Annotated in this window: 19 protein-coding genes and 2 tRNA genes; 11 read left to right on the top strand and 10 right to left on the bottom strand. The window is 70.7% G+C overall.

Annotated elements, in window-relative coordinates; genetic code table 11:
- Nucleotides 1-16: 16 nt before the first annotated feature.
- Nucleotides 17-772 (top strand): AIM24 family protein, encoded by a 756-nt coding sequence (locus ACZ5PB_RS32070; RefSeq protein WP_468696008.1) that lies wholly within the window; start codon nucleotides 17-19, stop codon nucleotides 770-772.
- Between the two features lie 63 nt (nucleotides 773-835).
- Here the strand turns inward: ACZ5PB_RS32070 and ACZ5PB_RS32075 are convergent, their stop codons facing one another.
- Both ACZ5PB_RS32075 and ACZ5PB_RS32080 read right to left on the bottom strand, forming a co-directional pair.
- Nucleotides 836-1,357 carry an NUDIX hydrolase gene (locus ACZ5PB_RS32075; protein ID WP_468696009.1) on the bottom strand — a complete coding sequence of 174 codons (522 nt, stop codon included), beginning with the start codon at nucleotides 1,355-1,357 and terminating at the stop codon, nucleotides 836-838.
- Complete coding sequence (locus ACZ5PB_RS32080) at nucleotides 1,354-2,790, bottom strand: zinc-dependent metalloprotease (RefSeq protein ID WP_468696011.1); 1,437 nt, start codon at nucleotides 2,788-2,790, stop codon at nucleotides 1,354-1,356. Before ACZ5PB_RS32080 ends, ACZ5PB_RS32075 begins: the two co-directional genes overlap by 4 nt.
- Before the next feature lie 192 nt (nucleotides 2,791-2,982).
- On the opposite strand from ACZ5PB_RS32080, the gene ACZ5PB_RS32085 reads away from it, so the two are divergent.
- The 4 genes from ACZ5PB_RS32085 (at nucleotide 2,983) to ACZ5PB_RS32100 (ending at nucleotide 6,266) form a co-directional block, all read left to right on the top strand.
- Nucleotides 2,983-4,113, top strand: a complete 1,131-nt coding sequence (locus ACZ5PB_RS32085) for an SDR family oxidoreductase (RefSeq protein ID WP_468696012.1) — start codon at nucleotides 2,983-2,985, stop codon at nucleotides 4,111-4,113.
- Between the two features lie 123 nt (nucleotides 4,114-4,236).
- A complete protein-coding gene (locus tag ACZ5PB_RS32090; protein WP_468696014.1) occupies nucleotides 4,237-4,722 on the top strand; it encodes a molybdenum cofactor biosynthesis protein MoaE in 486 nt (161 codons plus the stop codon).
- A gap of 154 nt (nucleotides 4,723-4,876) precedes the next feature.
- The gene (locus ACZ5PB_RS32095) at nucleotides 4,877-5,047 is read left to right on the top strand and encodes a hypothetical protein (RefSeq protein ID WP_389244109.1); all 171 of its coding nucleotides are present in this window, start codon (nucleotides 4,877-4,879) and stop codon (nucleotides 5,045-5,047) included.
- Between the two features lie 130 nt (nucleotides 5,048-5,177).
- Nucleotides 5,178-6,266: a YlbL family protein gene (locus tag ACZ5PB_RS32100; protein ID WP_468696017.1), complete on the top strand. Its 1,089-nt coding sequence runs from the start codon at nucleotides 5,178-5,180 to the stop codon at nucleotides 6,264-6,266.
- Between the two features lie 58 nt (nucleotides 6,267-6,324).
- Here ACZ5PB_RS32100 and ACZ5PB_RS32105 read toward each other — a convergent pair whose 3' ends face one another.
- Nucleotides 6,325-6,870 (bottom strand): PPA1309 family protein, encoded by a 546-nt coding sequence (locus ACZ5PB_RS32105; protein WP_468696018.1) that lies wholly within the window; start codon nucleotides 6,868-6,870, stop codon nucleotides 6,325-6,327.
- A 214-nt stretch (nucleotides 6,871-7,084) separates the two neighbouring features.
- Between ACZ5PB_RS32105 and ACZ5PB_RS32110 the strand changes: the two genes are divergently transcribed.
- The 4 genes from ACZ5PB_RS32110 (at nucleotide 7,085) to ACZ5PB_RS32125 (ending at nucleotide 12,332) form a co-directional block, all read left to right on the top strand.
- Nucleotides 7,085-9,982, top strand: a complete 2,898-nt coding sequence (locus ACZ5PB_RS32110; protein WP_468696177.1) for a UPF0182 family membrane protein — start codon at nucleotides 7,085-7,087, stop codon at nucleotides 9,980-9,982.
- A 66-nt stretch (nucleotides 9,983-10,048) separates the two neighbouring features.
- Nucleotides 10,049-10,122, top strand: a tRNA-Met gene (locus ACZ5PB_RS32115).
- A gap of 162 nt (nucleotides 10,123-10,284) precedes the next feature.
- The gene (locus ACZ5PB_RS32120; RefSeq protein ID WP_468696020.1) at nucleotides 10,285-12,195 is read left to right on the top strand and encodes a tetratricopeptide repeat protein; all 1,911 of its coding nucleotides are present in this window, start codon (nucleotides 10,285-10,287) and stop codon (nucleotides 12,193-12,195) included.
- A gap of 63 nt (nucleotides 12,196-12,258) precedes the next feature.
- Nucleotides 12,259-12,332, top strand: a tRNA-Met gene (locus ACZ5PB_RS32125).
- A 128-nt stretch (nucleotides 12,333-12,460) separates the two neighbouring features.
- Here the strand turns inward: ACZ5PB_RS32125 and ACZ5PB_RS32130 are convergent.
- Entirely contained in the window at nucleotides 12,461-12,871 is a 411-nt protein-coding gene (locus ACZ5PB_RS32130; protein WP_468696021.1) for a Fur family transcriptional regulator, read from the bottom strand.
- A 128-nt stretch (nucleotides 12,872-12,999) separates the two neighbouring features.
- On the opposite strand from ACZ5PB_RS32130, the gene ACZ5PB_RS32135 reads away from it, so the two are divergent.
- Nucleotides 13,000-14,475 carry a catalase gene (locus tag ACZ5PB_RS32135; RefSeq protein ID WP_468696023.1) on the top strand — a complete coding sequence of 492 codons (1,476 nt, stop codon included), beginning with the start codon at nucleotides 13,000-13,002 and terminating at the stop codon, nucleotides 14,473-14,475.
- A 102-nt stretch (nucleotides 14,476-14,577) separates the two neighbouring features.
- Here ACZ5PB_RS32135 and ACZ5PB_RS32140 read toward each other — a convergent pair whose 3' ends face one another.
- Complete coding sequence (locus ACZ5PB_RS32140) at nucleotides 14,578-14,982, bottom strand: CBS domain-containing protein (protein WP_468696025.1); 405 nt, start codon at nucleotides 14,980-14,982, stop codon at nucleotides 14,578-14,580.
- Between the two features lie 183 nt (nucleotides 14,983-15,165).
- On the bottom strand, nucleotides 15,166-15,966 hold the full coding sequence (gene hisN / locus ACZ5PB_RS32145; protein ID WP_468696027.1) for a histidinol-phosphatase: 801 nt from the start codon (nucleotides 15,964-15,966) through the stop codon (nucleotides 15,166-15,168).
- 129 nt (nucleotides 15,967-16,095) lie between these two features.
- Here hisN and ACZ5PB_RS32150 point away from each other — a divergent pair, with 129 nt between their 5' ends.
- Nucleotides 16,096-16,677, top strand: coding sequence for a TetR/AcrR family transcriptional regulator (locus ACZ5PB_RS32150; protein WP_468696028.1), 582 nt, complete (start codon nucleotides 16,096-16,098; stop codon nucleotides 16,675-16,677).
- 61 nt (nucleotides 16,678-16,738) lie between these two features.
- Here the strand turns inward: ACZ5PB_RS32150 and ACZ5PB_RS32155 are convergent, their stop codons facing one another.
- The 4 genes from ACZ5PB_RS32155 to ACZ5PB_RS32170 all read right to left on the bottom strand — a co-directional run bounded on the left by ACZ5PB_RS32155 (nucleotide 16,739) and on the right by ACZ5PB_RS32170 (nucleotide 20,302).
- Complete coding sequence (locus ACZ5PB_RS32155) at nucleotides 16,739-17,062, bottom strand: DMT family transporter (protein WP_389244129.1); 324 nt, start codon at nucleotides 17,060-17,062, stop codon at nucleotides 16,739-16,741.
- A gap of 96 nt (nucleotides 17,063-17,158) precedes the next feature.
- Complete coding sequence (rsgA, locus tag ACZ5PB_RS32160; protein WP_468696030.1) at nucleotides 17,159-18,175, bottom strand: ribosome small subunit-dependent GTPase A; 1,017 nt, start codon at nucleotides 18,173-18,175, stop codon at nucleotides 17,159-17,161.
- Between the two features lie 19 nt (nucleotides 18,176-18,194).
- Complete coding sequence (aroA, locus tag ACZ5PB_RS32165) at nucleotides 18,195-19,514, bottom strand: 3-phosphoshikimate 1-carboxyvinyltransferase (protein ID WP_468696031.1); 1,320 nt, start codon at nucleotides 19,512-19,514, stop codon at nucleotides 18,195-18,197.
- A gap of 59 nt (nucleotides 19,515-19,573) precedes the next feature.
- Nucleotides 19,574-20,302 carry a M50 family metallopeptidase gene (locus tag ACZ5PB_RS32170; protein WP_468696032.1) on the bottom strand — a complete coding sequence of 243 codons (729 nt, stop codon included), beginning with the start codon at nucleotides 20,300-20,302 and terminating at the stop codon, nucleotides 19,574-19,576.
- Nucleotides 20,303-20,314 lie beyond the last annotated feature (12 nt).

The following is a 20,314-nucleotide window of genomic DNA, read 5'->3' on the forward strand; positions in this document are numbered from 1 at the left end:
GGGGATACGGAACATCATGCAGAGCCCGCTTTTCGGCTACACGGAACAGCAGTCCGCCGAGCGCTACACCGCGCAGAACCCGCAGCTCCTGCGGGTCGCCCTGACCGGCCACGACGACGTGCTCGCCCGCAAGGGCAGCATGGTCGCCTACCAGGGCCTGATGGAGTTCGACGGCGAGTACGTCTCCCAGCAGCAGCAGCGCGCCCGCGCCAACACCGGCGAGGGCCTGGACCTGATGCGCTGCTCCGGGCAGGGCACCGTCTTCCTCGCCAACCTCGCGCAGTACATCCACGTCGTGGACGTCGACCAGGACGGCCTCACCGTGGACAGCAGCTACGTCCTGGCGCTCGACTCCGCACTGCACACCGAGGTCGTCGCGGTGGACAGCCAGTACGGGATCTCCGGCTCCGGCAAGTACCAGATGAGCATCTCGGGCCGGGGCAAGGTCGCCCTGATGACCTCGGGCCAGCCGCTGATGATGCAGGTCACGCCCGACCGGTACATCAGCTGCGACGCGGACGCGGTGGTCGCCTGGTCGGCGTCGCTGCGGGTGCAGATGCAGTCCCAGACGCACTCCTCGGGAGTACGCCGCAGGCGCGGCAACACCGGTGAGGGCTGGGAACTCAGCTTCCTCGGCCAGGGCATCGTCCTGGTCCAGCCCAGCGAGGTCATGCCGCCGCAGAACGCGGTGATCGGCCAGGGCATGGCCGCCCAGTACGGCGTGGGCCAGCAGGGCGCCCACGGGCAGAACCAGGGCAATGCCTGGAACTAGCACCAGCAGCACATGGGTAAGGGGTGGCCTCCAGGAGGCCACCCCTTACCCATGCGACATCGGCTACAGCGCCGCCCGCACCCGCTCCACCAGCCGGACGACCGACTCGTCGGCGACGGACGGGACCTCGTCGTAGGCGAACCAGCGCAGGTCGTCGGACTCGTCGCTGATCGCCTCGACCGCTCCGGCCGGGGCGAGCGCCGCGTACTGCACGTCCAGGTGCCAGTGGCACGGCGCCGGGATCGGGTGCCGGTCCAGCCGGACCGGACCGACCGGGAGCAGCGTCAGCCCGGCGATGCCGGACTCCTCGGTGGCCTCCCGCAGTGCGGCGTCCGCCAGGGTCGCGTCACCGCTCTCGCAGTGCCCGCCCATCTGGAGCCACATCTTCAGCTTCTTGTGCAACGTCAGCAGGACCCGCCCGTGCTCCGGGTCCACCACCAGCGCACTGGCCGTGAGGTGTCCGGCGTGGCACGCCTTCCACATCCCGTCCGGGTGCGCCGCGAGGTGGTCCAGATACTGCTGGCGCAGCTCGTCCTGGTCCTCGTACCCCTTGAGTACGAGGACCGCGTCGTCGTGCAGCGTCACTTGGCGCCCTCGTCGCCGTCGTCGTCCTTCTTCTTCAGGTCGGGACCGGCGTCCGGGGACCCGCCCGCCGCCTCGCCGAGCATCTTGTCCAGCTCGGAGAAGTCCATCTGCTCGCGGTGCACGAACCCGTCCGGGTCGTCCAGGTCGGCGGCCGTCGGCAGCATGTCCGGGTGCTCCCACAGCCCGTCCCGGCCCTCGTGGCCCCGCGCGTCCGTGAGCGAGGCCCACAGCCGGGCCGCGTCCCGCAGCCGGCGCGGACGCAGCTGCATGCCCACCAGCGTCGCGAAGGTCTGCTCGGCGGGACCGCCGGACGCCCGCCGCCTGCGCAGCGTCTCGCGCAGCGCGTCGGCGGACGTCAGACGCGGCTTGGCGGCCTCGTGCACAACCGCGTCCACCCAGCCCTCGACCAGCGCGAGCGCCGTCTCCAGACGGGCCAGGGCGGCCTTCTGCGCGGGGGTGTCCTCCGGCTGGAACATGCCCTGCTGGAGCGCCTCCTGAAGCTGCTCGGGGTTGGACGGGTCGAGCCCGCCGACCGCCTCCTCCAGCTTCGAGGTGTCCACGGTGATCCCGCGCGCATAGCCCTCGACCGCACCGAACAGGTGCGAGCGCAGCCACGGCACGTGGGCGAAGAGCCGCTGGTGGGCGGCCTCGCGCAGGGCCAGGTACAGCCGGATCTCGTTCGCCTCGACGCCCAGGTCCTTGCCGAACGCCTCCACGTTCAGCGGCAGCAGCGCGGCCTTGCCCGCCGGGCCCAGCGGCAGACCGATGTCCGTCGACCCGGTCACCTCGCCCGCCAGTACGCCGATGGCCTGACCGATCTGCTGGCCGAACATGGCGCCGCCCATGGACCGCATCATGCCGATCAGCGGGCCCGCCATGGCCTGCATCTCCTCGGGCAGTACGTCACCCATGGCCGCGCCGACCCGCTCCGCGACCGGGTCCACGAGCTGCTTCCACGCGGGCAGCGTCGCCTCGACCCACTCGGCCCGGCTCCACGCCACGGCGGTGGTCGCACCCGAGGGCAGCGACGTCACCCCGTCCAGCCAGTGGTCGGCGAGGCGCACGGCCTCCTCGACCGCCGAGCGCTCGCCGGGGCTCACACTGGCGTCCTTGGTGCCGTCGGAGGTGCCCTGCGCGACGGTCTGCCGGGCGATGTCCTTGGCCATGTCCCAGTTCACGGGACCGCCCTCGTAGCTCAGCATCTGGCCGAGCTGCTGGAAGGCGGCGCCCAGGTCGTTCGGGTTCATGGAGCCGAACATCGCGGCGAAGGGATTGTCACCGCCCATCCCGCCCATGCCGGGCAGTCCGCCGAACCCGAAGGGGTTCTGCGGATCACCGGAACCCTGCCCACCACCGGCAGGGTCCTTCTTCTTGCCGTCGCCGTCCTCCGGCTCCTCCGGCGGAAGGCCGAATCCGAATGGGGTGTCACTCACGGGTTTCCTCGGCTCGTAGGGCCGCCGGCTCGTGCCGACGGCGGCTGCCCGACATCACCACCCAGCGTAGACACCACAACCGGATTCCGGTCTCGGTGCTCCGCCGACCCAAGGCCTGCGGCAGGATGGACGCCACCTGGTCCGTACGCGCCAACTCGCGTACGTACTGAAGACAACCGCTGGAGACGCCCGGTGAGTTCCCCAGATCCCAAGGTTCGAGCAACAGATTCAAAGGTTCGCGCAGCGCGAAACCGCTCAACCCCCGCCACCCGCGGCCCGGTCGTCGCGGTCACCGGTGCCGCATCCGGTGTCGGCGCCCTGCTGACCGCCCGGCTGGCCGCCTCCGACGAGATCAAGCAGGTCGTCGCGATCGACGAGCGGCGCGGCGAGAGCGCCGAGGTGCAGTGGCACATCCTCGACGTCCGCGACCCGGCGATCGCCGAGAAACTGCGCGGCGCCGACGTCGTGGTCCACCTCGCGCTCGACCTCGACCTGGAGACGGACCCCGCCGCCCGTACGGCGTACAACGTGCGCGGCACCCAGACCGTCCTCACGGCCGCCGCGGCGGCCGGGGTGCACCGGGTCGTGCTGTGCACCTCCGCCATGGTCTACGGCGCCCTGCCGGACAACGACATCCCGCTCTCCGAGGACGCCGAGCTGCGCGCCACCGCCGAGGCCACCGGCGTCGGCGACCTGCTGGAGGTCGAGCGCCTGGGCCGCCGCGCCCCGCGCGCCCACCCCGGCCTCAACGTCACCGTCGTCCGCCCCGCCGTCCTGGTCGGCGGTACGGACACGGCGCTGACCCGCTACTTCGAGTCGCCCCGCCTCCTGGTCGCCGCCGGATCCCGCCCCACCTGGCAGTTCTGCCACGTCGAGGACCTGGTCAGCGCACTGGAGTACGCGGTCCTGGAGAAGGTCGAGGGCGAGCTCGCGGTCGGCTGCGACGGCTGGCTGGAGCAGGAGGAGGTCGAGGAGCTCAGCGGCATCCGCAGGATGGAACTGCCCTCAGCCGTCGCGCTCGGCGCCGCCGCCCGGCTGCACCGCATCGGCCTCACCCCGTCCCCGGCGGGCGACCTCGCGTACACCATGCACCCCTGGGTGGTCAGCGTCTCGCGGCTGCACGACGCGGGCTGGCGCCCGCAGTGGACCAACGAGGAGGTGCTCGCCCAGCTCCTGGAGGAGGTCGCGGGACGGCACACCCTCGCGGGCCGCCGCCTCGGCCGCAAGGACGCCACCGCCGCCGGTGCCGCCGGTGCGACGGTCGCCCTGCTGGGCACGGCCGCGCTGGTACGCCGCGCCCGCAAGGCACGCCGCCGTATCTGAGCCGGACTCCGGGAAGGGGGCCGTCTGTCCGGGGGCTGTCTGTAGGAGGCTCCAGCCGTCACGCGCGCGTGACGGTGGAAACCTCTATTCCGCGTTGTCGGTCCGGTACGGCACCATGGGCGCATGGCAGGCACCTCCAGCACCCCCGCGTCCAGCGACCCGTCCGCCCACCCGGGCGAGCAGGCGGCGCAGGACCCGATCAGGCTGCTCGCGATCCGCGACACCCCGCTCTCCCTCGACGAGGTGTTCCGGGCCGCGGGCGACGACGCGGCGGGCGGCACGGCCCTGTTCGTCGGCACCGTGCGCAACCACGACGGCGGCGCCGACGTCGACGCCCTGGGCTACTCCTGCCACCCCAGCGCGGAGGCGGAGATGCGCCGCGTCGCCGACAGGGTCGTGGCGAAGTACCCGGTGCGCGCACTGGCGGCGGTCCACCGGGTGGGTGATCTCGCGGTGGGGGACCTGGCGGTCGTGGTGGCCGTCTCCTGCCCGCACCGCGCGGAGGCCTTCGACGCCGCCCGGATGCTGATCGACGACCTCAAGCACGAGGTGCCCATCTGGAAGCACCAGACCTTTTCGGACGGTGCGCAGGAGTGGGTCGGCGCCTAGCCGGCGCCCAAACACCCCTGCCGTCATCCGCACCGATTTGCGTAACCCGACCCCTGGCACGAGCGTTGAAGCAGCCGATGGTTAATCTGCTGATCGGCTGGCTGCGATCGTTCCGGGATTGTTCAGCGGTCGCTCACTGGGTCGGGAGGTCAGAATGGCTGCACTTGCCTGGTTGTTGATTCCGCTTTTCGCTGCCGTCGGAGCCGCGATATGGGGTAGTTGGGCCGCCCGCAATCGCACCACCGGCGATGTCGCCGAACTCGCGGGTTACGAGAAGTTCCGCGAAGCCATGCAGAAGTCGCATTCCGGATCCGACGCCGCCTGACGATTCCGGCGCCGTCCGACGGTCCTTCGAAGAGCGCGCGGCACGCTCCGATCCGTACGGCAGAGCCCTCGGTCCCCGTACGGACCGGCCCCAGCGGTGCACGTGCGGACCCGTCCCGTACTGTCGTTCCATGCCACGCCGCACTGCGACGATGCTCGCCTCCACCCTCGTCCTGATCGCGCTTCTCTGCGCGGGCGTCCTGTTCAAAGTGCCCTACTCGGAGATGTCCCCGGGCCCGACGGTGAACACCCTCGGCGACGCCAGTGGTGAACCGGTTCTGCAGATCTCCGGCCACAAGACGTACCCGACGACCGGTCACCTCAACATGACGACGGTCCGCGTCACCGGCGCCGACTACTCCATGAACCTCGTCGAGGCCGTCGCCGGCTGGCTGGCGCACGACAGCGTCGTCGTCCCGCACGACACGCTCTACCCGGACGGCAAGACCGAGGAACAGTCCACCCAGGAGAACGCCGAGGAGTTCAGCCAGTCCCAGGAGAGCGCGAAGGTCGCGGCCCTCAAGGCGCTGGACATCCCCGTCGCCACGCGCGTGGTCGTGGCGAGCGTCGTCAAGGACAGCCCCGCCGAGGGCAAGCTGCACGCCGGTGACGTCATCAAGGAGGTCGACGGCAAGAAGGTCGGGGAGCCGGGCGACGTCGCCAAGCTGGTGACCCAGCGCAAGCCCGGCCAGAAGGTCGTCTTCACCGTCGTCCCCGCCGCGGACGCGGCCGCCGCCGAGAAGGTGCACAAGGAGCCCACGACCACCGAGAAGGTCGTGGTCGAGACGAAGAAGGCCGGGGACAACGGCCGGGCGATCGTCGGCATCCAGGCCGGGACCGACCACACCTTCCCGTTCACCATCGACATCAAGCTGGCGGACGTGGGCGGCCCGAGCGCGGGCCTGATGTTCTCGCTCGGCATCGTCGACAAGCTGACCGAGGGCAACATGACGGGCGGCAAGTTCGTCGCCGGTACGGGCACGATCGACGAGAAGGGCAAGGTCGGCCCGATCGGCGGCATCCAGATGAAACTGGTCGCCGCGCGCAACGCGGGCGCCGAGTACTTCCTGACGCCCGCCGAGAACTGCGCCACCGCCGCCGCCGACGTCCCCGACGGACTCACCCTCGTCAAGGTCAACACCATCGACGACGCGATCAAGTCGATGGACGGCATCAGCAAGGGATCGACGGCCGGCCTGCCGAAGTGCACGACAGGCTGACCGCGCGGCCCCGGCCCCCGGAGTGACGGCCGGGGCGACCAGGACGACCCCCGCAGGGTTACGACTCGAAGGTCGCGGCCAGTGCCTCGGCCAGCCCGGGCACCAGGTCCGGACCCGTCAGCACCTCGTTCGGCGAGTCCTTCTCGCGCAGCCGGATCGCCGACTCGCGCGCCCCGCCCCGCAGCACCGCGACGGTCATCCGCACTTCCTGCCGGTCCGGGTGCGCGGCGACCCACTTGGTCAGCTGCGCACCCTTCATGCCCTCGGGCACCGACGCCTCGGCGGACGGCGGCAGCATCAGCCGCTCCACCGTCAGCGCGCAGCCGGCCACCGAGGCGGGCCAGGCGACCGTGCCGAGGAACTGGTCCAGCGCCTTGCCGCGCGGAATCTCCTCCTGCTCGATCGGGGTGAACCCGGCGGCACTCGCCGCGTCGATGCCGAGCTGGGAGGCCAGCCTCGGCTCCTGCTTGCGCAGCTTCGCCGTGTCGACCAGGGCGAACAGCCGGGCGGGCTTGTCCCAGCCGAGGCCCGAGGCGTACTCGTCGATCTCCAGGACGGCCCGGGTGAGCGGACTCGCCGCCATCGGCGTACCCGGAGAGGGCATTGGAGGGGTGTGGTCTGAGGGGGAGGAGTTGGACATGGTGAATATCCTGCCTCCTTCGGCCCCCAAAGCGGGAACTGAGTAAAGCTTCAGTAAGTTGCATAGGTACGGCCCTTACGATCGCGGGGCCGGCTCCACCCAGTAACACAGCGCTTTACACCGCATTTTCACCGCAAACAACACAGCGAACTTCGAGGTGCGCACGTTGGCTTTCCAGATGCCGGACCGCGGCGGAGGCCCGACCGGGCCACGGATCAGAGTGGGCCGGCCCTCCCGGCGCGCCCGGACCCTGCTCATGACACTGGGCGTCCTGGCCGTGCTGGCCATGGCGTTCGTCATGTTCGCCGGGTTCTGGACGGACTGGCTCTGGTATCGATCGGTCAAGTATTCGTCCGTCTTCACCACCACCCTGTGGACCAAGATCGGACTGTTCGTCGTCTTCGGTCTGCTGATGGCAGCGGCCGTCGGCGTCAACATCTGGCTGGCGCACCGGCTGCGGCCGCCGCTCAGCGCGATGTCGATGGAGCAGCAGAGCCTCGACCGCTACCGCATGGGTCTGGCGCCGTTCAAGAAGTGGGTGCTGATCGCGATCACCGCCCTCGTCGGGCTGATCGCAGGTGCTTCCGCCTCCGGTCAGTGGCGCACCTGGCTGCTGTCGGTCAACGGGGTGCCGTTCGGGCAGAAGGACCCGCAGTTCGACCTGGACGTGTCGTTCTACGCCTTCGACCTGCCGTGGTACCGCTTCCTGCTCGGCTTCGGGTTCGCCGCCGCGGTGATCTCCCTGGTCGCCGCCGCCCTGGTGCACTACCTGTACGGCGGGCTGCGGCTGACCAGCCCCGGCGCGCGCGCGACCGCCGCGGCCACCGGCCACCTCTCGGTGCTGCTCGGCATCTTCGTCGCGCTGAAGGCCGTCGCGTACTGGCTCGACCGGTACGGACTGGCGGTGAAGTCCAGTGACTTCAAGGCCACCGGCAACTGGACGGGCCTGAGGTACGTCGACGCCAACGCCTACCTCCCGGCGAAGACGATCCTGTTCTGCATCGCCGTCATCTGCGCCGTGCTGTTCTTCGCGACGCTGTGGCGCCGCACCTGGCAGCTGCCGGTGATCGGCTTCGGTCTGATGGTGCTCTCGGCGATCCTGATCGGCGGGCTCTACCCGGCGATCGTGCAGAAGTTCCAGGTCCAGCCGAACGAGCAGGCCAAGGAAGCGCCGTACATCGAGAAGAACATCGAGGCGACGCGCCAGGCGTACGACATCGACGGCGCCAAGGTCACCGACTACAAGGGCACGAACGAGGGCGGCGACAACGCCCAGCTGCGCAAGGACGCCGACACGGCGGCCAGCTACCGCCTCCTCGACCCCAACGTCGTCTCGCCCACCTTCCGCCAGCTCCAGCAGGAGCGGAAGTACTACCAGTTCCCGCAGACCCTCGACGTGGACCGGTACAACGGCCAGGACACCGTCATCGGCCTGCGCGAGCTGGACCTCAAGGGCATCCCGAAGCGCAACTGGATCAACGACCACTTCACCTACACCCACGGTTACGGTGTGGTCGCGGCCAAGGGCACCTCGGTCAACGCCAGCAACGAGGGCGGCCCGGACTTCACCGAGTCCGGTCTGCCGTCCGCGGGCAACCTCGGCAAGTACGAGCAGCGGATCTACTACGGCGAGAAGACCGAGCAGTACTCGATCGTCGGCGGTCCGCAGCAGGAGCTCGACTACGAGAAGAACGGCGAGCCCACCAAGAACACCAGCTACAAGGGCGACAGCGGAGTCAATCTGTCCAACCCGCTGAACCGGGCGGCGTACGCCGTCTCCTTCAGCGAGCCGCAGATCCTGTACTCCGGCGCCATCGGCGAGGGCTCGCGGATCCTCTACAACCGCACGCCCAAGCAGCGCGTCGAGGCGGTCGCCCCCTGGCTGACCATCGACGGCGACGCCTACCCGGCGATCATCGGTGACCGCATCCAGTGGATCGTCGACGCCTACACCACGACCAACGGCTACCCGTACGCGTCGCGCACGACGCTCGGGGACACCACGACGGACTCGCTGACCAACAACCAGCGCGCCGTGGTCGCCCAGCAGAACCAGGTCAACTACATCCGCAACTCGGTCAAGGCCACCGTCGACGCGTACGACGGCTCGGTCAAGCTGTACGAGTGGGACGAGAAGGACCCGGTCCTCAAGACCTGGAAGAACGCGTTCCCGGACACGGTCAAGGCCAAGAGCGAGATCCCGTCCCAGCTGATGGCGCACCTGCGCTACCCGCAGGACATGTTCAAGGTCCAGCGCGAGCTGCTGACCCGCTACCACGTCCAGGACCCCGCCACCTTCTACGCGGGCTCCGACGCCTGGCAGGTCCCGGAGGACCCGACGACCGACGCCAAGAAGGCCGTCCCGCCGTACTACCTGAGCCTGAAGATGCCCGGGGACACGGCGCAGAAGTTCTCCCTGACCACGACCTTCACCCCCAACGGACGCCCCAACCTCGGGGGGTTCATGGCGGTCGACGCCGATGCCGCGAGCAAGGGCTACGGCACGATAAGGCTGCTGAGGGTGACAGGGGACGTACTGGGGCCGCAGCAGGTGCAGAACCGGCTGAGCACCAACCCCGACGTGACGGAGTTCGTCCGCAACACCAAGGGCGCCAACTCGGACATCGAGTACGGCAACCTGCTGACGATCCCGCTCAACGACGGGTTCCTGTACGTCGAGCCGGTGTACGCCCAGGGCAACAACGCCCAGTACCCGCTGCTGAAGAAGGTCGCCGTGTCGTACGGCAAGGAGACCGTCTTCAAGAACTCCCTGGCGGAGGCGCTCAACGCCGTCTTCGGGGACAAGGGTGCGGAGACGCCGCCACCGGACAAGGGCGATCCCGCCAAGCCGCCGGCCACCGGCTCCGCGGCGCTCCAGAAGGCCATCGCGGACGCCCAGGCGGCGTACGACGAGGGCGAGAAGGCGCTCGCGAAGCAGGACTGGGCGGCCTACGGCAAGGCCCAGGAGAAGCTGCAGAAGGCACTGCAGGACGCGGCGGACGCCCAGAAGGCCCCGCCGGCCAAGCAGGACCCGAAGGCTCCGGCGGACCCGAAGGACCCCGCGAAGAGCGAGTAGCAGCAGGTCGGAGCGGTAGTGCGAAAAGGCTCCACCCCGCGTCGTGGTACGGTTGCACAACAACGACGCGGGGTGGAGCAGCTCGGTAGCTCGCTGGGCTCATAACCCAGAGGTCGCAGGTTCAAATCCTGTCCCCGCTACTGAAGACGAGGGCCCGGATCCATTGAGGATCCGGGCCCTCGTCGTATGTCCGGGCACCGAATGTGTTTGACTTGTCGCCCTGTGGGCATGTCGACAAAACGCTGAAGTGACCTCAATGGCTGCGGTATACCAGGTGTACCGGGGTTGCGGGTGGTGCGACGATGAAAACTATGGGGGACAGGGCAACTCTGTTGGAGACAGGGCAGGTTGAGACAGGAGACGTCGAAGCGGTCCGGGCAGAACTGAGGCGGGCCGACGACGGTACCGACTCCGCCACGGCGGAGGACGAGGCACGCCACCGGCACGCCGCCGAAGAGGGCGACGCCGAGTCCATGAGCGTCCTGGGCTCCCTGCTGCTGCGCCGCGGCGACCTCGACGGCGCCGAACCCTTCCTCCGTGCCGCCACCGCCGAGGGCGACCGGGCCGCCGCCAACAACCTCGGGGTCCTGCTGCACCAGCGCGGGTACGCGGAGGAGGCCGCCGGATGGTGGCGCGTCGCCGCCGTCGCCGGGTCCGCGGCCGCCGCCCACGCGCTGGGCCGCCACTACCGCGAGCGCGGCGACGAGCCCGCCGCCGAGTACTGGCTGCGCCAGTCCGCCGAGCACGGCCACGCCCTGGGCGCGTACGCCCTCGCCGACCTCCTCGAACACCGGGGCGACGTCGGCGCCGAGCGCTGGCTGCGCGGCGCCGCCGAACAGGGCCACCGCGAGGCCGCGTACCGCCTCGCCAGGCTCCTGGACCGCCGGGCCGGCACCCCCACCGGCGGCGGGGCCGCCGCCGACGTGGCCAGCCGCCGGGGCATCACCTGGGACACCGACCCCCGCATGCTGCGCCCCGCCTCCGTCGCCACCGGCGAGAAGCCGCCGGAGCTGGAGGCCGAGCAGTGGTACCGGCAGGCCGCCGCCCGTGGCCACCGCAGGGCCGCCCTGCACCTCGGCGTGATCCTGGAGGCGCGCGGCGAGCTCAAGGAGGCCGGCCGCTGGTACCTGACCTCCGCCAAGGACGGCGAACCGCGCGCGGCCTGCGCGCTCGGCTTCCTGCTGCGCGACGCCGGCGACGAGGAGAGCGCCGCCGTGTGGTGGCTGCGCGCCGCCCAGGAGGGCGACGGTAACGCCGCCAACGCGCTCGGCGCCCAGCACGCGGCGCGCGGCGAGCAGCAGACCGCCGAGCGCTGGTACCGGGCCGCGCTGGACGCCGGTGACATCAACGGGGCGTACAACCTCGGGCTGCTCTGCGCCGCCCAGGGCCGTACCGCCCAGGCCGAACAGTGGTACCGCAGGGCCGCGTACGCCGGACACCGGGAGGCCGCCAACGCGCTGGCCATCCTGCTGCTCCAGGGCGGCGACGCGTCCGGCGCCGAGCCGTGGTTCTCCAAGGCGGCCGAGGCGGGCAGCGTGGACGCGGCCTTCAACCTCGGCATCCTCCACGCGGGCCGGGGCGACGAGCAGGGCGCGCTGGAGTGGTACGAGCGGGCAGCCGCCGCCGGGCACACCGAAGCGGCCCTCCAGGTCGGCATCGCGCTGCTGCGCGACGGCGACGAGGGCGACGCCGAGGCCCATCTGCGGCGGGCCGCTGGCGGGGGCAGCGCCGAGGGCGCCTTCCGCCTCGGCATGCTGCTCGACTCGCGGCAGCCGCCGCCCGGACCGCCCGTACTCGGGGAGCCGGTCGACGAGAAGTCCGAGTGCGAGGAGTGGTACGAGCGGGCCGCCGAGCAGGGGCACCGCCGGGCCCAGGTCCGGGTCGGCATGCTGGCCGCCGGACGGGGCGACACGGCGGGCGCCGCGCGCTGGTACCGCGAGGCCGCCGAGGCGGGCAGTCTGGGCGGGGCCTTCAACCTGGGGCTGCTGCTGGCGCGCGAGGGCCGCGAGCCCGAGGCGCAGCTGTGGTGGACCCGGGCGGCGCACGCCGGGCACGGCCGGGCCGCGCTGCGGCTGGCGCTGCTCGCGGCGCGGCGCGGCGAGCTCGGCGAGGGCGAGCGGTGGTGCGGGCGCGCCGTGGAGCTGGGACCGGCCGAGGTGGCGGAGCGGGCGGCCAGGCTGCGGGACGCGCTGCGGCAGGAGCTGACGGCCTAGCGGGGCGGGTGGCCCAAGCGATTTGCGCTGGTCGGGGGTGGCGCGTAGGCTTGGGTCTACCGACGCGGGGTGGAGCAGCTCGGTAGCTCGCTGGGCTCATAACCCAGAGGTCGCAGGTTCAAATCCTGTCCCCGCTACTGAAGAAGTAGCAGTAGGCCTGAGGCCCGGAACTCGAAAGAGTTCCGGGCCTCAGGTTTTTTCGCGTACTCGCACATAAGGGAGTAAGCCACGGCCGGGCAGCGGGGCCGCCCGGCCGGTGGTGGTGCTACGCGCAGTTGGGGCAGATTCCCCGGTACGTGACCTCGACGTCGGAGATGGTGAAGCCGAAGCGCTCCGTGTCCGGGAGGTCGCTCAGCGGGTTGCCGGCCGGGTGCACGTCACGGATGGCGCCGCAGCGGGCGCACACCAGGTGCTGGTGCGGGCGGTGCGCGTTCGGGTCGTAGCGCTTGGCGCGGCGGTCGGTCGAGACCTCGATGACCTCGCCGAGGGTGACCATCTCGCCGAGCGTGTTGTACACCGTGGCGCGCGAGATCTCCGGGAGCCGGTCGACGGCACGCGCGTGCACCTCGTCGGCGGTCAGGTGCATGTGGTCCCCGTCGAGCACCTCGGCCACGACACGGCGTTGTGCGGTCATGCGCCAGCCGCGTCCGCGCAGTCGTTCCAGTAGGTCGCTCATGTCTTCCAGCCTAACAGGGGAGGGACCTTAGTCCCGAACGGATGTGAAGTTGGATGCTCGCTTGACTTAGACAATGTCCATTGTAGGATCGGTAACAGCGATAAGCCAAGGGACAGGACAGTCCAGCCATGACGCAGGAGGCGCACGTGACGTCGCAGGGACCGCTCACCACCGAGGCCGGCGCACCGGTCGCCGACAACCAGAACAGCGAGACGGCGGGCATCGGCGGGCCGGTTCTCGTCCAGGACCAGGCGCTCCTCGAAAAGCTCGCGCACTTCAACCGCGAGCGCATCCCGGAGCGCGTCGTGCACGCACGCGGCGCCGGTGCGTACGGCACCTTCACGCTGACCCGCGACGTCTCGCAGTGGACGCGCGCCAAGTTCCTCTCCGAGGTCGGCAAGCAGACCGAGACCTTCCTGCGCTTCTCGACCGTCGCCGGCAACCTGGGCTCCGCCGACGCCGTCCGTGACCCGCGCGGCTTCGCGCTGAAGTTCTACACGGAGGAGGGGAACTACGACCTCGTCGGCAACAACACCCCCGTGTTCTTCATCAAGGACGCCATCAAGTTCCCGGACTTCATCCACACGCAGAAGCGCGACCCCTACACGGGCTCGCAGGAAGCCGACAACGTGTGGGACTTCTGGGGCCTGAGCCCCGAGTCCACCCACCAGGTGACCTGGCTCTTCGGCGACCGCGGCATCCCGGCGACGCTGCGCCACATGAACGGCTACGGCTCGCACACGTACCAGTGGAACAACGAGGCCGGCGAGGTCTTCTGGGTCAAGTACCACTTCAAGACCGACCAGGGCATCAAGAACCTCACCACCGAAGAGGCCAACCAGCTCTCCGGCATGGACCCCGACAGCCACCAGCGCGACCTGCGCGAGGCCATCGAGCGCGGCGAGTTCCCGTCCTGGACGGTGCAGGTGCAGATCATGCCCGCGGCCGACGCGGCGACGTACCGCTTCAACCCGTTCGACCTCACCAAGGTGTGGCCGCACGAGGACTACCCGCCGATCGAGATCGGCAAGCTGGAGCTCAACCGCAACCCGCAGAACATCTTCGCCGAGGTCGAGCAGTCGATCTTCAGCCCCGCGCACTTCGTGCCGGGCATCGGCCCGTCCCCGGACAAGATGCTCCAGGGCCGTCTCTTCGCGTACGGCGACGCCCACCGCTACCGCGTCGGCATCAACGCCGACCACCTGCCGGTGAACCGCCCGCACGCCACCGAGGCGCGCACCAACTCCCGTGACGGTTACCTGTACGACGGCCGCCACAACGGCGCCAAGAACTACGAGCCGAACAGCTTCGGCGGTCCCTTCCAGACGGACAGGCCGCTGTGGCAGCCGACCGAGGTGAGTGGCGCGACGGGCAACCACGTGGCGCCGAGCCACGCCGAGGACGACGACTTCGTCCAGGCGGGCAACCTCTACCGCCTGATGTCCGAGGACGAGAAGGGCCGCCTGATCGACAACCTGGCCGGCTTCATCTCGGGCGTCTCGCGCGACGACATCGCCGAGCGCGCCGTGAACAACTTCCGCCAGGCGGACGGCGACTTCGGCAAGCGCCTCGACGCCGCGGTCCAGGCCCTGCGCGCCAAGTAGCAGGCGGCAGGAGAAGCACGTACGTCGGCCGGTGGGCCGGGTTCCCTCGCGGGGCCCGGCCCACCGGCCTTTTCGTACGGTGACGAGCGTGCGGGGTGCCGGTCAGCCCGCCATGCGTGCCGGGTGGCGGTGGCTCGGGGCCCAGCACCTGATGATGTCGCGGACCGAGACGACGCCGATCGCCTCGCCCTGTTCGTCGAGCACGATCAGATGGCGGAAGCCGCCGTGCGACATGGCGTCGGCGGCGTCCTCCAGTGTCCAGGCGGGGGAGGCGAAGACGACGTCGGTGGTGGTGTGGGCGCCCGCGGTCTCCAGGTCGGGGTCCTGGCCCGCGCCGAGTGAGACGAGCAGATCGCGTTCGGTCAGGATGCCGAGTCCGCTGGTGTCGGTGTCGAGGACGATGGCTGCCCCGACATGACGGGCGGACATCAGCCGGGCGGCCTGGCGGAGGGTGTGGGCGGGGCCGATGGTGAGGACCATCGTGCTCATGGCATCGCGTACGAGCATGGACTTGAGCCACCTCCAGGGTGTGAACTGCGCAGTCCCGGGCGGGGGTTCCGTACGGGAAACGATTCACAAGTTCACAAGTGGGTGAACTTTTAGAGTGGCAGGCCGGCGAGAGGTCAACAAGGGGGAGGCAGAGGCAAGTTGAGGGGCGCGCAAAAGGACGGAACACGCCCCTCAAGAAGCTCAGTAGCGCTGGTTGAGGTAGCCGAGCAGCTCGTTGTGGAGCAGGCCGTTGGAGGCCGCCGCGTTGCCGCCGTCGACCCCGGGGACGCCGTCCAGGCTGGTGAAACTGCCGCCGGCCTCCTCGACGATGATCGCGTTGGCCGCCATGTCCCAGAGGGACAGCTCGGGCTCCGCGCAGATGTCCACCGAGCCCTCCGCGACCATCATGTACGGCCAGAAATCGCCGTAGCCACGGGTCCGCCAGCAGGCCCGCGTCAGGTCCAGGAACCCGTCGAGACGGCCCTGCTCCTCCCAGCCGGACAGCGAGGAGTAGGCGAAGGACGAGTCGGCGATCTTCGGGACCTCGGAGACGTGGATGCGGCTCGCGGAGGTCAGGCTGCGGCCGGTGAACGCGCCCGCGCCCTTCGCGGCCCACCAGCGGCGGCCCAGGGCGGGGGCCGAGACCACGCCGACGACCGGACGGTAGCCGCCCTCGCCCGCCTCCATGAGGGAGATCAGCGTGGCCCAGACCGGGACGCCGCGCACGTAGTTCTTCGTACCGTCGATGGGGTCGACCACCCAGCGGCGCGGGCCCGTGCCCTCCAGGCCGTACTCCTCGCCGAGGATCGCGTCGCGCGGGCGGGCGCGCTTGAGCTGGCCGCGGATCAGCTCCTCGGCGGCCTTGTCGGCCTCGGTCACCGGGGTCATGTCCGGCTTCGTCTCGACCTTGAGGTCCAGGGCCTTGAACCGCTCCATGGTCTGGGCGTCGGCGCCGTCGGCGAGGACGTGGGCGAGGCGCAGGTCATCGTGATAGTCGGGCATGGGCGCAACAGTATCGAGCGTGATCGGGCGGCGGCCATACGGGACCGGGCGGCGGCGGCCGGACGGCGCGGTCGGCACCCTTGACAGTGAGTGACGGGACGTCAACGCTGACAGGCGGGAGGTGCCGCCATGCCCACTGCCCGGGAAGCCCTGCTGGACGCCGCCTACACGGCGCTCGCGGTGCGGGCGTGGTCCGCGGTGCGGATGGTCGACGTGGCGGCCGCCGCCGGAGTGTCCCGGCAGACCCTCTACAACGAGTTCGGCAGCAAGGACGGTCTTGCGCGGGCGCTGGTGCGGCGGGAGGCGGACGGTTTCTTCGCGGGCGTCGACCGGGTGCTCGCGGAACGGACCGGGGCGGAAACGGACCGGCTGGTGGGGGTCGCCGAGTGGATCGTACGGGCGGCCAGGGCCAATCCACTGGTACGGGCGCTGCTGACCGGCTGCTGGCCGGACCGGCTGCCCTCCGGGCGGGCCGCGCGGGGCACTTCGGCGCCGGGGGCCGGGACGGCCCAGCGGCGGGCCGACCGGGGGGTGCCCGGGGCGGGGGACGTGGTGGGGCAGGTGCGGGAGCGCGTGGAGGCGGCGATCGAGGGGGACTGGCCGGTCGAGGTGGTGGTGCGGGTGGCCGTGTCGTGGGTGGTGGCGGCGGGCCGGGAGGGCAGCGCGGGGGAGTTCCTGCGGGGGGTGCTCGGGGGGAAGGCGGGGGTCTAGGCGACGGCTTGGGCGGGGCAGGCGGAACTCTGGGAGGGGAGCCCGGACGGTCAGGGCGCTTCTAGTGTGAGGAGCCCGAGAGCTGGAGGCCGATTACGCCGATGATCACCAGCGAGATCGAGACCAGCTTCAGGGTGGAGACCACGTCGTCCAGGAAGATCATTCCGTAGATGGCGGTGCCCGCCGCGCCGATCCCCGTCCAGACCGCGTACGCGGGACCCACGTCCAGCTTCTTCAGCGACAGGGTCAGCAGGCCGAAACTGCCCAGGGCGAAGGCGGCGAAGGCGATCGTCGGCCAGAGTCTGGTGAAGCCGTGGGAGAGCTTGAGGCAGACGGCGAAGCCGGTTTCCAGGATCCCCGCCACCACCACTAGCAGCCACGCCATTGAATGCCTCCCGGGTCAGCCCGCATCGGTGACTGCTTCGTCTCGCTGGTGTGAGTATGCCTTTACCAAGGAGACGCCGGAGCAAACGCGTTCGGTTCAGTCGCCCTCGCGTCGTTCTCGGGTGGCGAGCAGCCGGCGCAACGAGTACAGCCGGGCCGGGTCCGCGTGCCCGTCCGCGACCCACTTGTCGAGGGCGCACTCCGGCGCGTTCTCGTCGTGCGTACAGCCGCGCGGGCATTCCTCCGTACCCGGTTCCAGGTCGGGGAAGGCCTGGATGACACGCGAGGGGTCCACGTGGTGCAGGCCGAAGGACCGTACGCCCGGGGTGTCGATCACCCAGCCGGACTCGCCCGCCAGGGGGAGCGCGAGGGCGGAGGTGGTGGTGTGCCTGCCGCGCCCGGTGACCGCGTTGACGTGGCCCGTCGTACGCCGCTGCTCCTCGGGGACGAGGGTGTTGACCAGGGTGGTCTTGCCGACGCCGGAGTGGCCGACGAAGGCGGTGATCTTGCCGTCGAGGTGCTCGCGGACGACCTCGCCCGCCAACCCGTTCTCCAGCTCCTCGCGGCTGGTGACGATGTACGGCACGCCCAGCGGGACGTACATCTCCAGCAGTTCGTCGGCGGGGGCCAGGTCGGACTTGGTGAGGACCAGCAGCGGTGTCAGACCCCCGTCGTACGCTGCGACGAGACAGCGGTCGATCATCCGGGGGCGCGGCTCCGGATCGGCGAGCGCGGTCACGATGGCGAGCTGGTCGGCGTTGGCGACGACGACCCGCTCGAAGGGGTCGTCGTCGTCGGCGGTGCGCCGCAGCACCGAGGCGCGCGGCTCGATGCGGACGATGCGGGCGAGGGTGTCCTTGGCGCCCGACAGATCTCCGACGATCATCACCTTGTCGCCCACGACCGCGGCCTTGCGGCCCAGTTCGCGGGCCTTCATCGCGACGACGTGCCGGTCCTCGACGAGGCAGGTCAGCCGCCCCCGGTCCACGGTGAGGACCATGCCCTCCTGGGCGTCCTCGTGCTTGGGGCGGATGTGGGTGCGGGGGCGGTTGCCCTTGCGGTTGGGACGGACGCGGATGTCGTCCTCGTCGGGGTTCTTTCCGTAGCGGCGCATCGTCGGCTCGCCCGGCTCGTCAGTTGCCCGCGAGCATGTCGGACCACATCCGGGGGAAGTCCGGCAGTGTCTTGGCCGTCGTCCCCACGTTCTCGATCTGTACGCCGTCGACGGCCAGGCCGATGATCGATCCCGCGGTCGCCATGCGGTGGTCGTCGTACGTGTGGAAGGTGCCGCCGTGCAGCGGGCGCGGGCGGATGTGCAGCCCGTCGGCGGTCTCGGTGACGTCGCCGCCGAGCCCGTTGATCTCCTTGGTGAGCGCGGCCAGCCGGTCCGTCTCGTGCAGCCGCAGGTGGGCGACGCCGCGCAGGGTGGACGGGGAGTCGGCCAGGGCGGCGACGGCGGCGATGCCCGGGGTCAGCTCGCCGACCTCGCTCAGGTCCCAGTCGATGCCGTGGACCGTGCCCGTACCGGTGAAGGTCAGACCGCGCTCGGTCAGCTCGCAGGAGCCGCCCATCGCGGTGAAGATCTCGCGGAGCGCGTCACCGGGCTGGGTGGTGTGCTCGGGCCAGTCGGGGATGGTGACCCGGCCGCCGGTGATCAGGGCGGCGGCCAGGAACGGCTGCGCGTTGGAGAGGTCCGGCTCGACGGTGAGGTCGCGGCCGAGGAGGGCGCCGGGGGTGACCCGCCAGACGTTCGGCTCGCCCCCGGACTCGGGGGTGTCGACCTGGGCGCCGATGCTGCGCAGCATGTCGACGGTCATCCGGATGTGGGGCATGGAGGGGAGCGTGGGACCCGTGTGACGTACTTCCACGCCCTGGTTGAAGCGCGGGGCGGACAGCAGCAGCGCGCTCACGAACTGCGACGAGGACGACGCGTCGATCTCGACCCGGCCGCCGGTCAGGGCGCCGCCGCCGAAGACGGTCAGGGGCAGCGCGCCCCGGTTGTCGTCGTCGATACGGGCACCGAGGTTGCGCAGCGCCGTGATGACGGCGCCGAGCGGGCGCTCGTAGGAACGCGGGTCGCCGTCGAAGCGGATCGGGCCGTCGGCGAGGGCGGCGACGGGGGGCAGGAAGCGCATGACCGTACCGGCGTTGCCGACGTCGACCGTGGCCGGGCCCTGGAGTCCGGAGGGGATGATGCGCCAGGCCTCGCCGGTGCCGTCCGGGCCCACGCCCTCCTCGATGCCGACGCCCATCGCGCGCAGCGCCTGGACCATCAGCAGGGAGTCGCGCGAGCGCAGCGGGCGGCGCAGCCAGCCAGGCTCGGCGGCCAGTGCGGCGAGCACGAGCGCACGGTTGGTGACCGACTTCGAGCCGGGCACGGTGACCGTCGCGTCGACGGCCCCGGTCGCGTGAGGGGCGGGCCAGAGGGCAGGGTGCACGGCGCTTTCGGTCATGACCCTCACTTTAATGGCTCTTCAGGGGGCCGGATCTTGATCGAATGTGGCGGGTCCCGTCAGAGGCCCAGCAGCCAGCGGCCGCCGCCGAGCAGTGCGCACAGCGAGACGACGTGGAACATCAGCAGCCACATCAGCGGCGGTACGTGCGTGAGGCGTGCCAGCTGGTCCGCGTCGGAGTCCGGGGCGCCGCCGTGCCGCCGCTTCGACTGGAGCTCGAAGGCCGGGCGCACCCCGCCGAGCAGCAGGAACCAGACGACCGTGTACGCGAAGGCGGCCTGGACGTCGGGGCTCGTCAGCCAGGACACCAGGACGAACGCGGCGCCCGTGAGGAGCACGGTCAGCACTCCGTACGCATTGCGGATCATCACCAGCATCGCGAGCAGCAGGGCCGTGGCCAGCCACAGGAACAGCGTGATGTGGTCCGCCGCCAGCAGCCACGCACCGCCGAGCCCGAGCAGCGGCGGGGCCGTGTAACCGGCGGCGGCGGTGAGGATCATGCCGATGCCGGTGGGCTTGCCCCGGCTGACGGTGAGGCCGCTGGTGTCGGAGTGCAGCCTGATGCCGGTGAGGGTGCGGCCGGTGAGCAGCGCGATCAGACCGTGGCCGCCCTCGTGGGCGATGGTGATCGCGTTGCGGGACAGCCGCCAGACCGGGTGCGGCACGACGACGAGGAGCGCGAGCGCGGCGGTCGCGTACAGCAGCCAGGTCTCGGGGTCGGGCTGGGTGCCGGTGAGACGGTCCCAGAGCGAGCCGATGTCGGAGGCGCCGGTGTTGAGGGTGTCCATTTTGCGGGCGGC

It is taken from the genome of Streptomyces sp. NPDC032721 (assembly GCF_055579625.1).

What these genes read in the sequence shown, in the direction of transcription:
- ACZ5PB_RS32155 (WP_389244129.1), bottom strand. Translation starts at nt 17,062, where the DNA reads ATGGCGTGGCTGCTAGTGGTGGTGGCGGGGATCCTGGAAACCGGCTTC.
- aroA (WP_468696031.1), bottom strand. Translation starts at nt 19,514, where the DNA reads ATGACCGAAAGCGCCGTGCACCCTGCCCTCTGGCCCGCCCCTCACGCG.
- hisN (WP_468696027.1), bottom strand. Translation starts at nt 15,966, where the DNA reads ATGCCCGACTATCACGATGACCTGCGCCTCGCCCACGTCCTCGCCGAC.
- ACZ5PB_RS32130 (WP_468696021.1), bottom strand. Translation starts at nt 12,871, where the DNA reads ATGAGCGACCTACTGGAACGACTGCGCGGACGCGGCTGGCGCATGACC.
- ACZ5PB_RS32095 (WP_389244109.1), top strand. Translation starts at nt 4,877, where the DNA reads ATGGCTGCACTTGCCTGGTTGTTGATTCCGCTTTTCGCTGCCGTCGGA.
- ACZ5PB_RS32120 (WP_468696020.1), top strand. Translation starts at nt 10,285, where the DNA reads ATGAAAACTATGGGGGACAGGGCAACTCTGTTGGAGACAGGGCAGGTT.
- ACZ5PB_RS32140 (WP_468696025.1), bottom strand. Translation starts at nt 14,982, where the DNA reads ATGCTCGTACGCGATGCCATGAGCACGATGGTCCTCACCATCGGCCCC.
- ACZ5PB_RS32110 (WP_468696177.1), top strand. Translation starts at nt 7,085, where the DNA reads ATGCCGGACCGCGGCGGAGGCCCGACCGGGCCACGGATCAGAGTGGGC.
- rsgA (WP_468696030.1), bottom strand. Translation starts at nt 18,175, where the DNA reads ATGCGCCGCTACGGAAAGAACCCCGACGAGGACGACATCCGCGTCCGT.
- ACZ5PB_RS32100 (WP_468696017.1), top strand. Translation starts at nt 5,178, where the DNA reads ATGCCACGCCGCACTGCGACGATGCTCGCCTCCACCCTCGTCCTGATC.
- ACZ5PB_RS32170 (WP_468696032.1), bottom strand. Translation starts at nt 20,302, where the DNA reads ATGGACACCCTCAACACCGGCGCCTCCGACATCGGCTCGCTCTGGGAC.
- ACZ5PB_RS32105 (WP_468696018.1), bottom strand. Translation starts at nt 6,870, where the DNA reads ATGCCCTCTCCGGGTACGCCGATGGCGGCGAGTCCGCTCACCCGGGCC.
- ACZ5PB_RS32150 (WP_468696028.1), top strand. Translation starts at nt 16,096, where the DNA reads ATGCCCACTGCCCGGGAAGCCCTGCTGGACGCCGCCTACACGGCGCTC.
- ACZ5PB_RS32135 (WP_468696023.1), top strand. Translation starts at nt 13,000, where the DNA reads ATGACGCAGGAGGCGCACGTGACGTCGCAGGGACCGCTCACCACCGAG.
- ACZ5PB_RS32090 (WP_468696014.1), top strand. Translation starts at nt 4,237, where the DNA reads ATGGCAGGCACCTCCAGCACCCCCGCGTCCAGCGACCCGTCCGCCCAC.
- ACZ5PB_RS32070 (WP_468696008.1), top strand. Translation starts at nt 17, where the DNA reads ATGCAGAGCCCGCTTTTCGGCTACACGGAACAGCAGTCCGCCGAGCGC.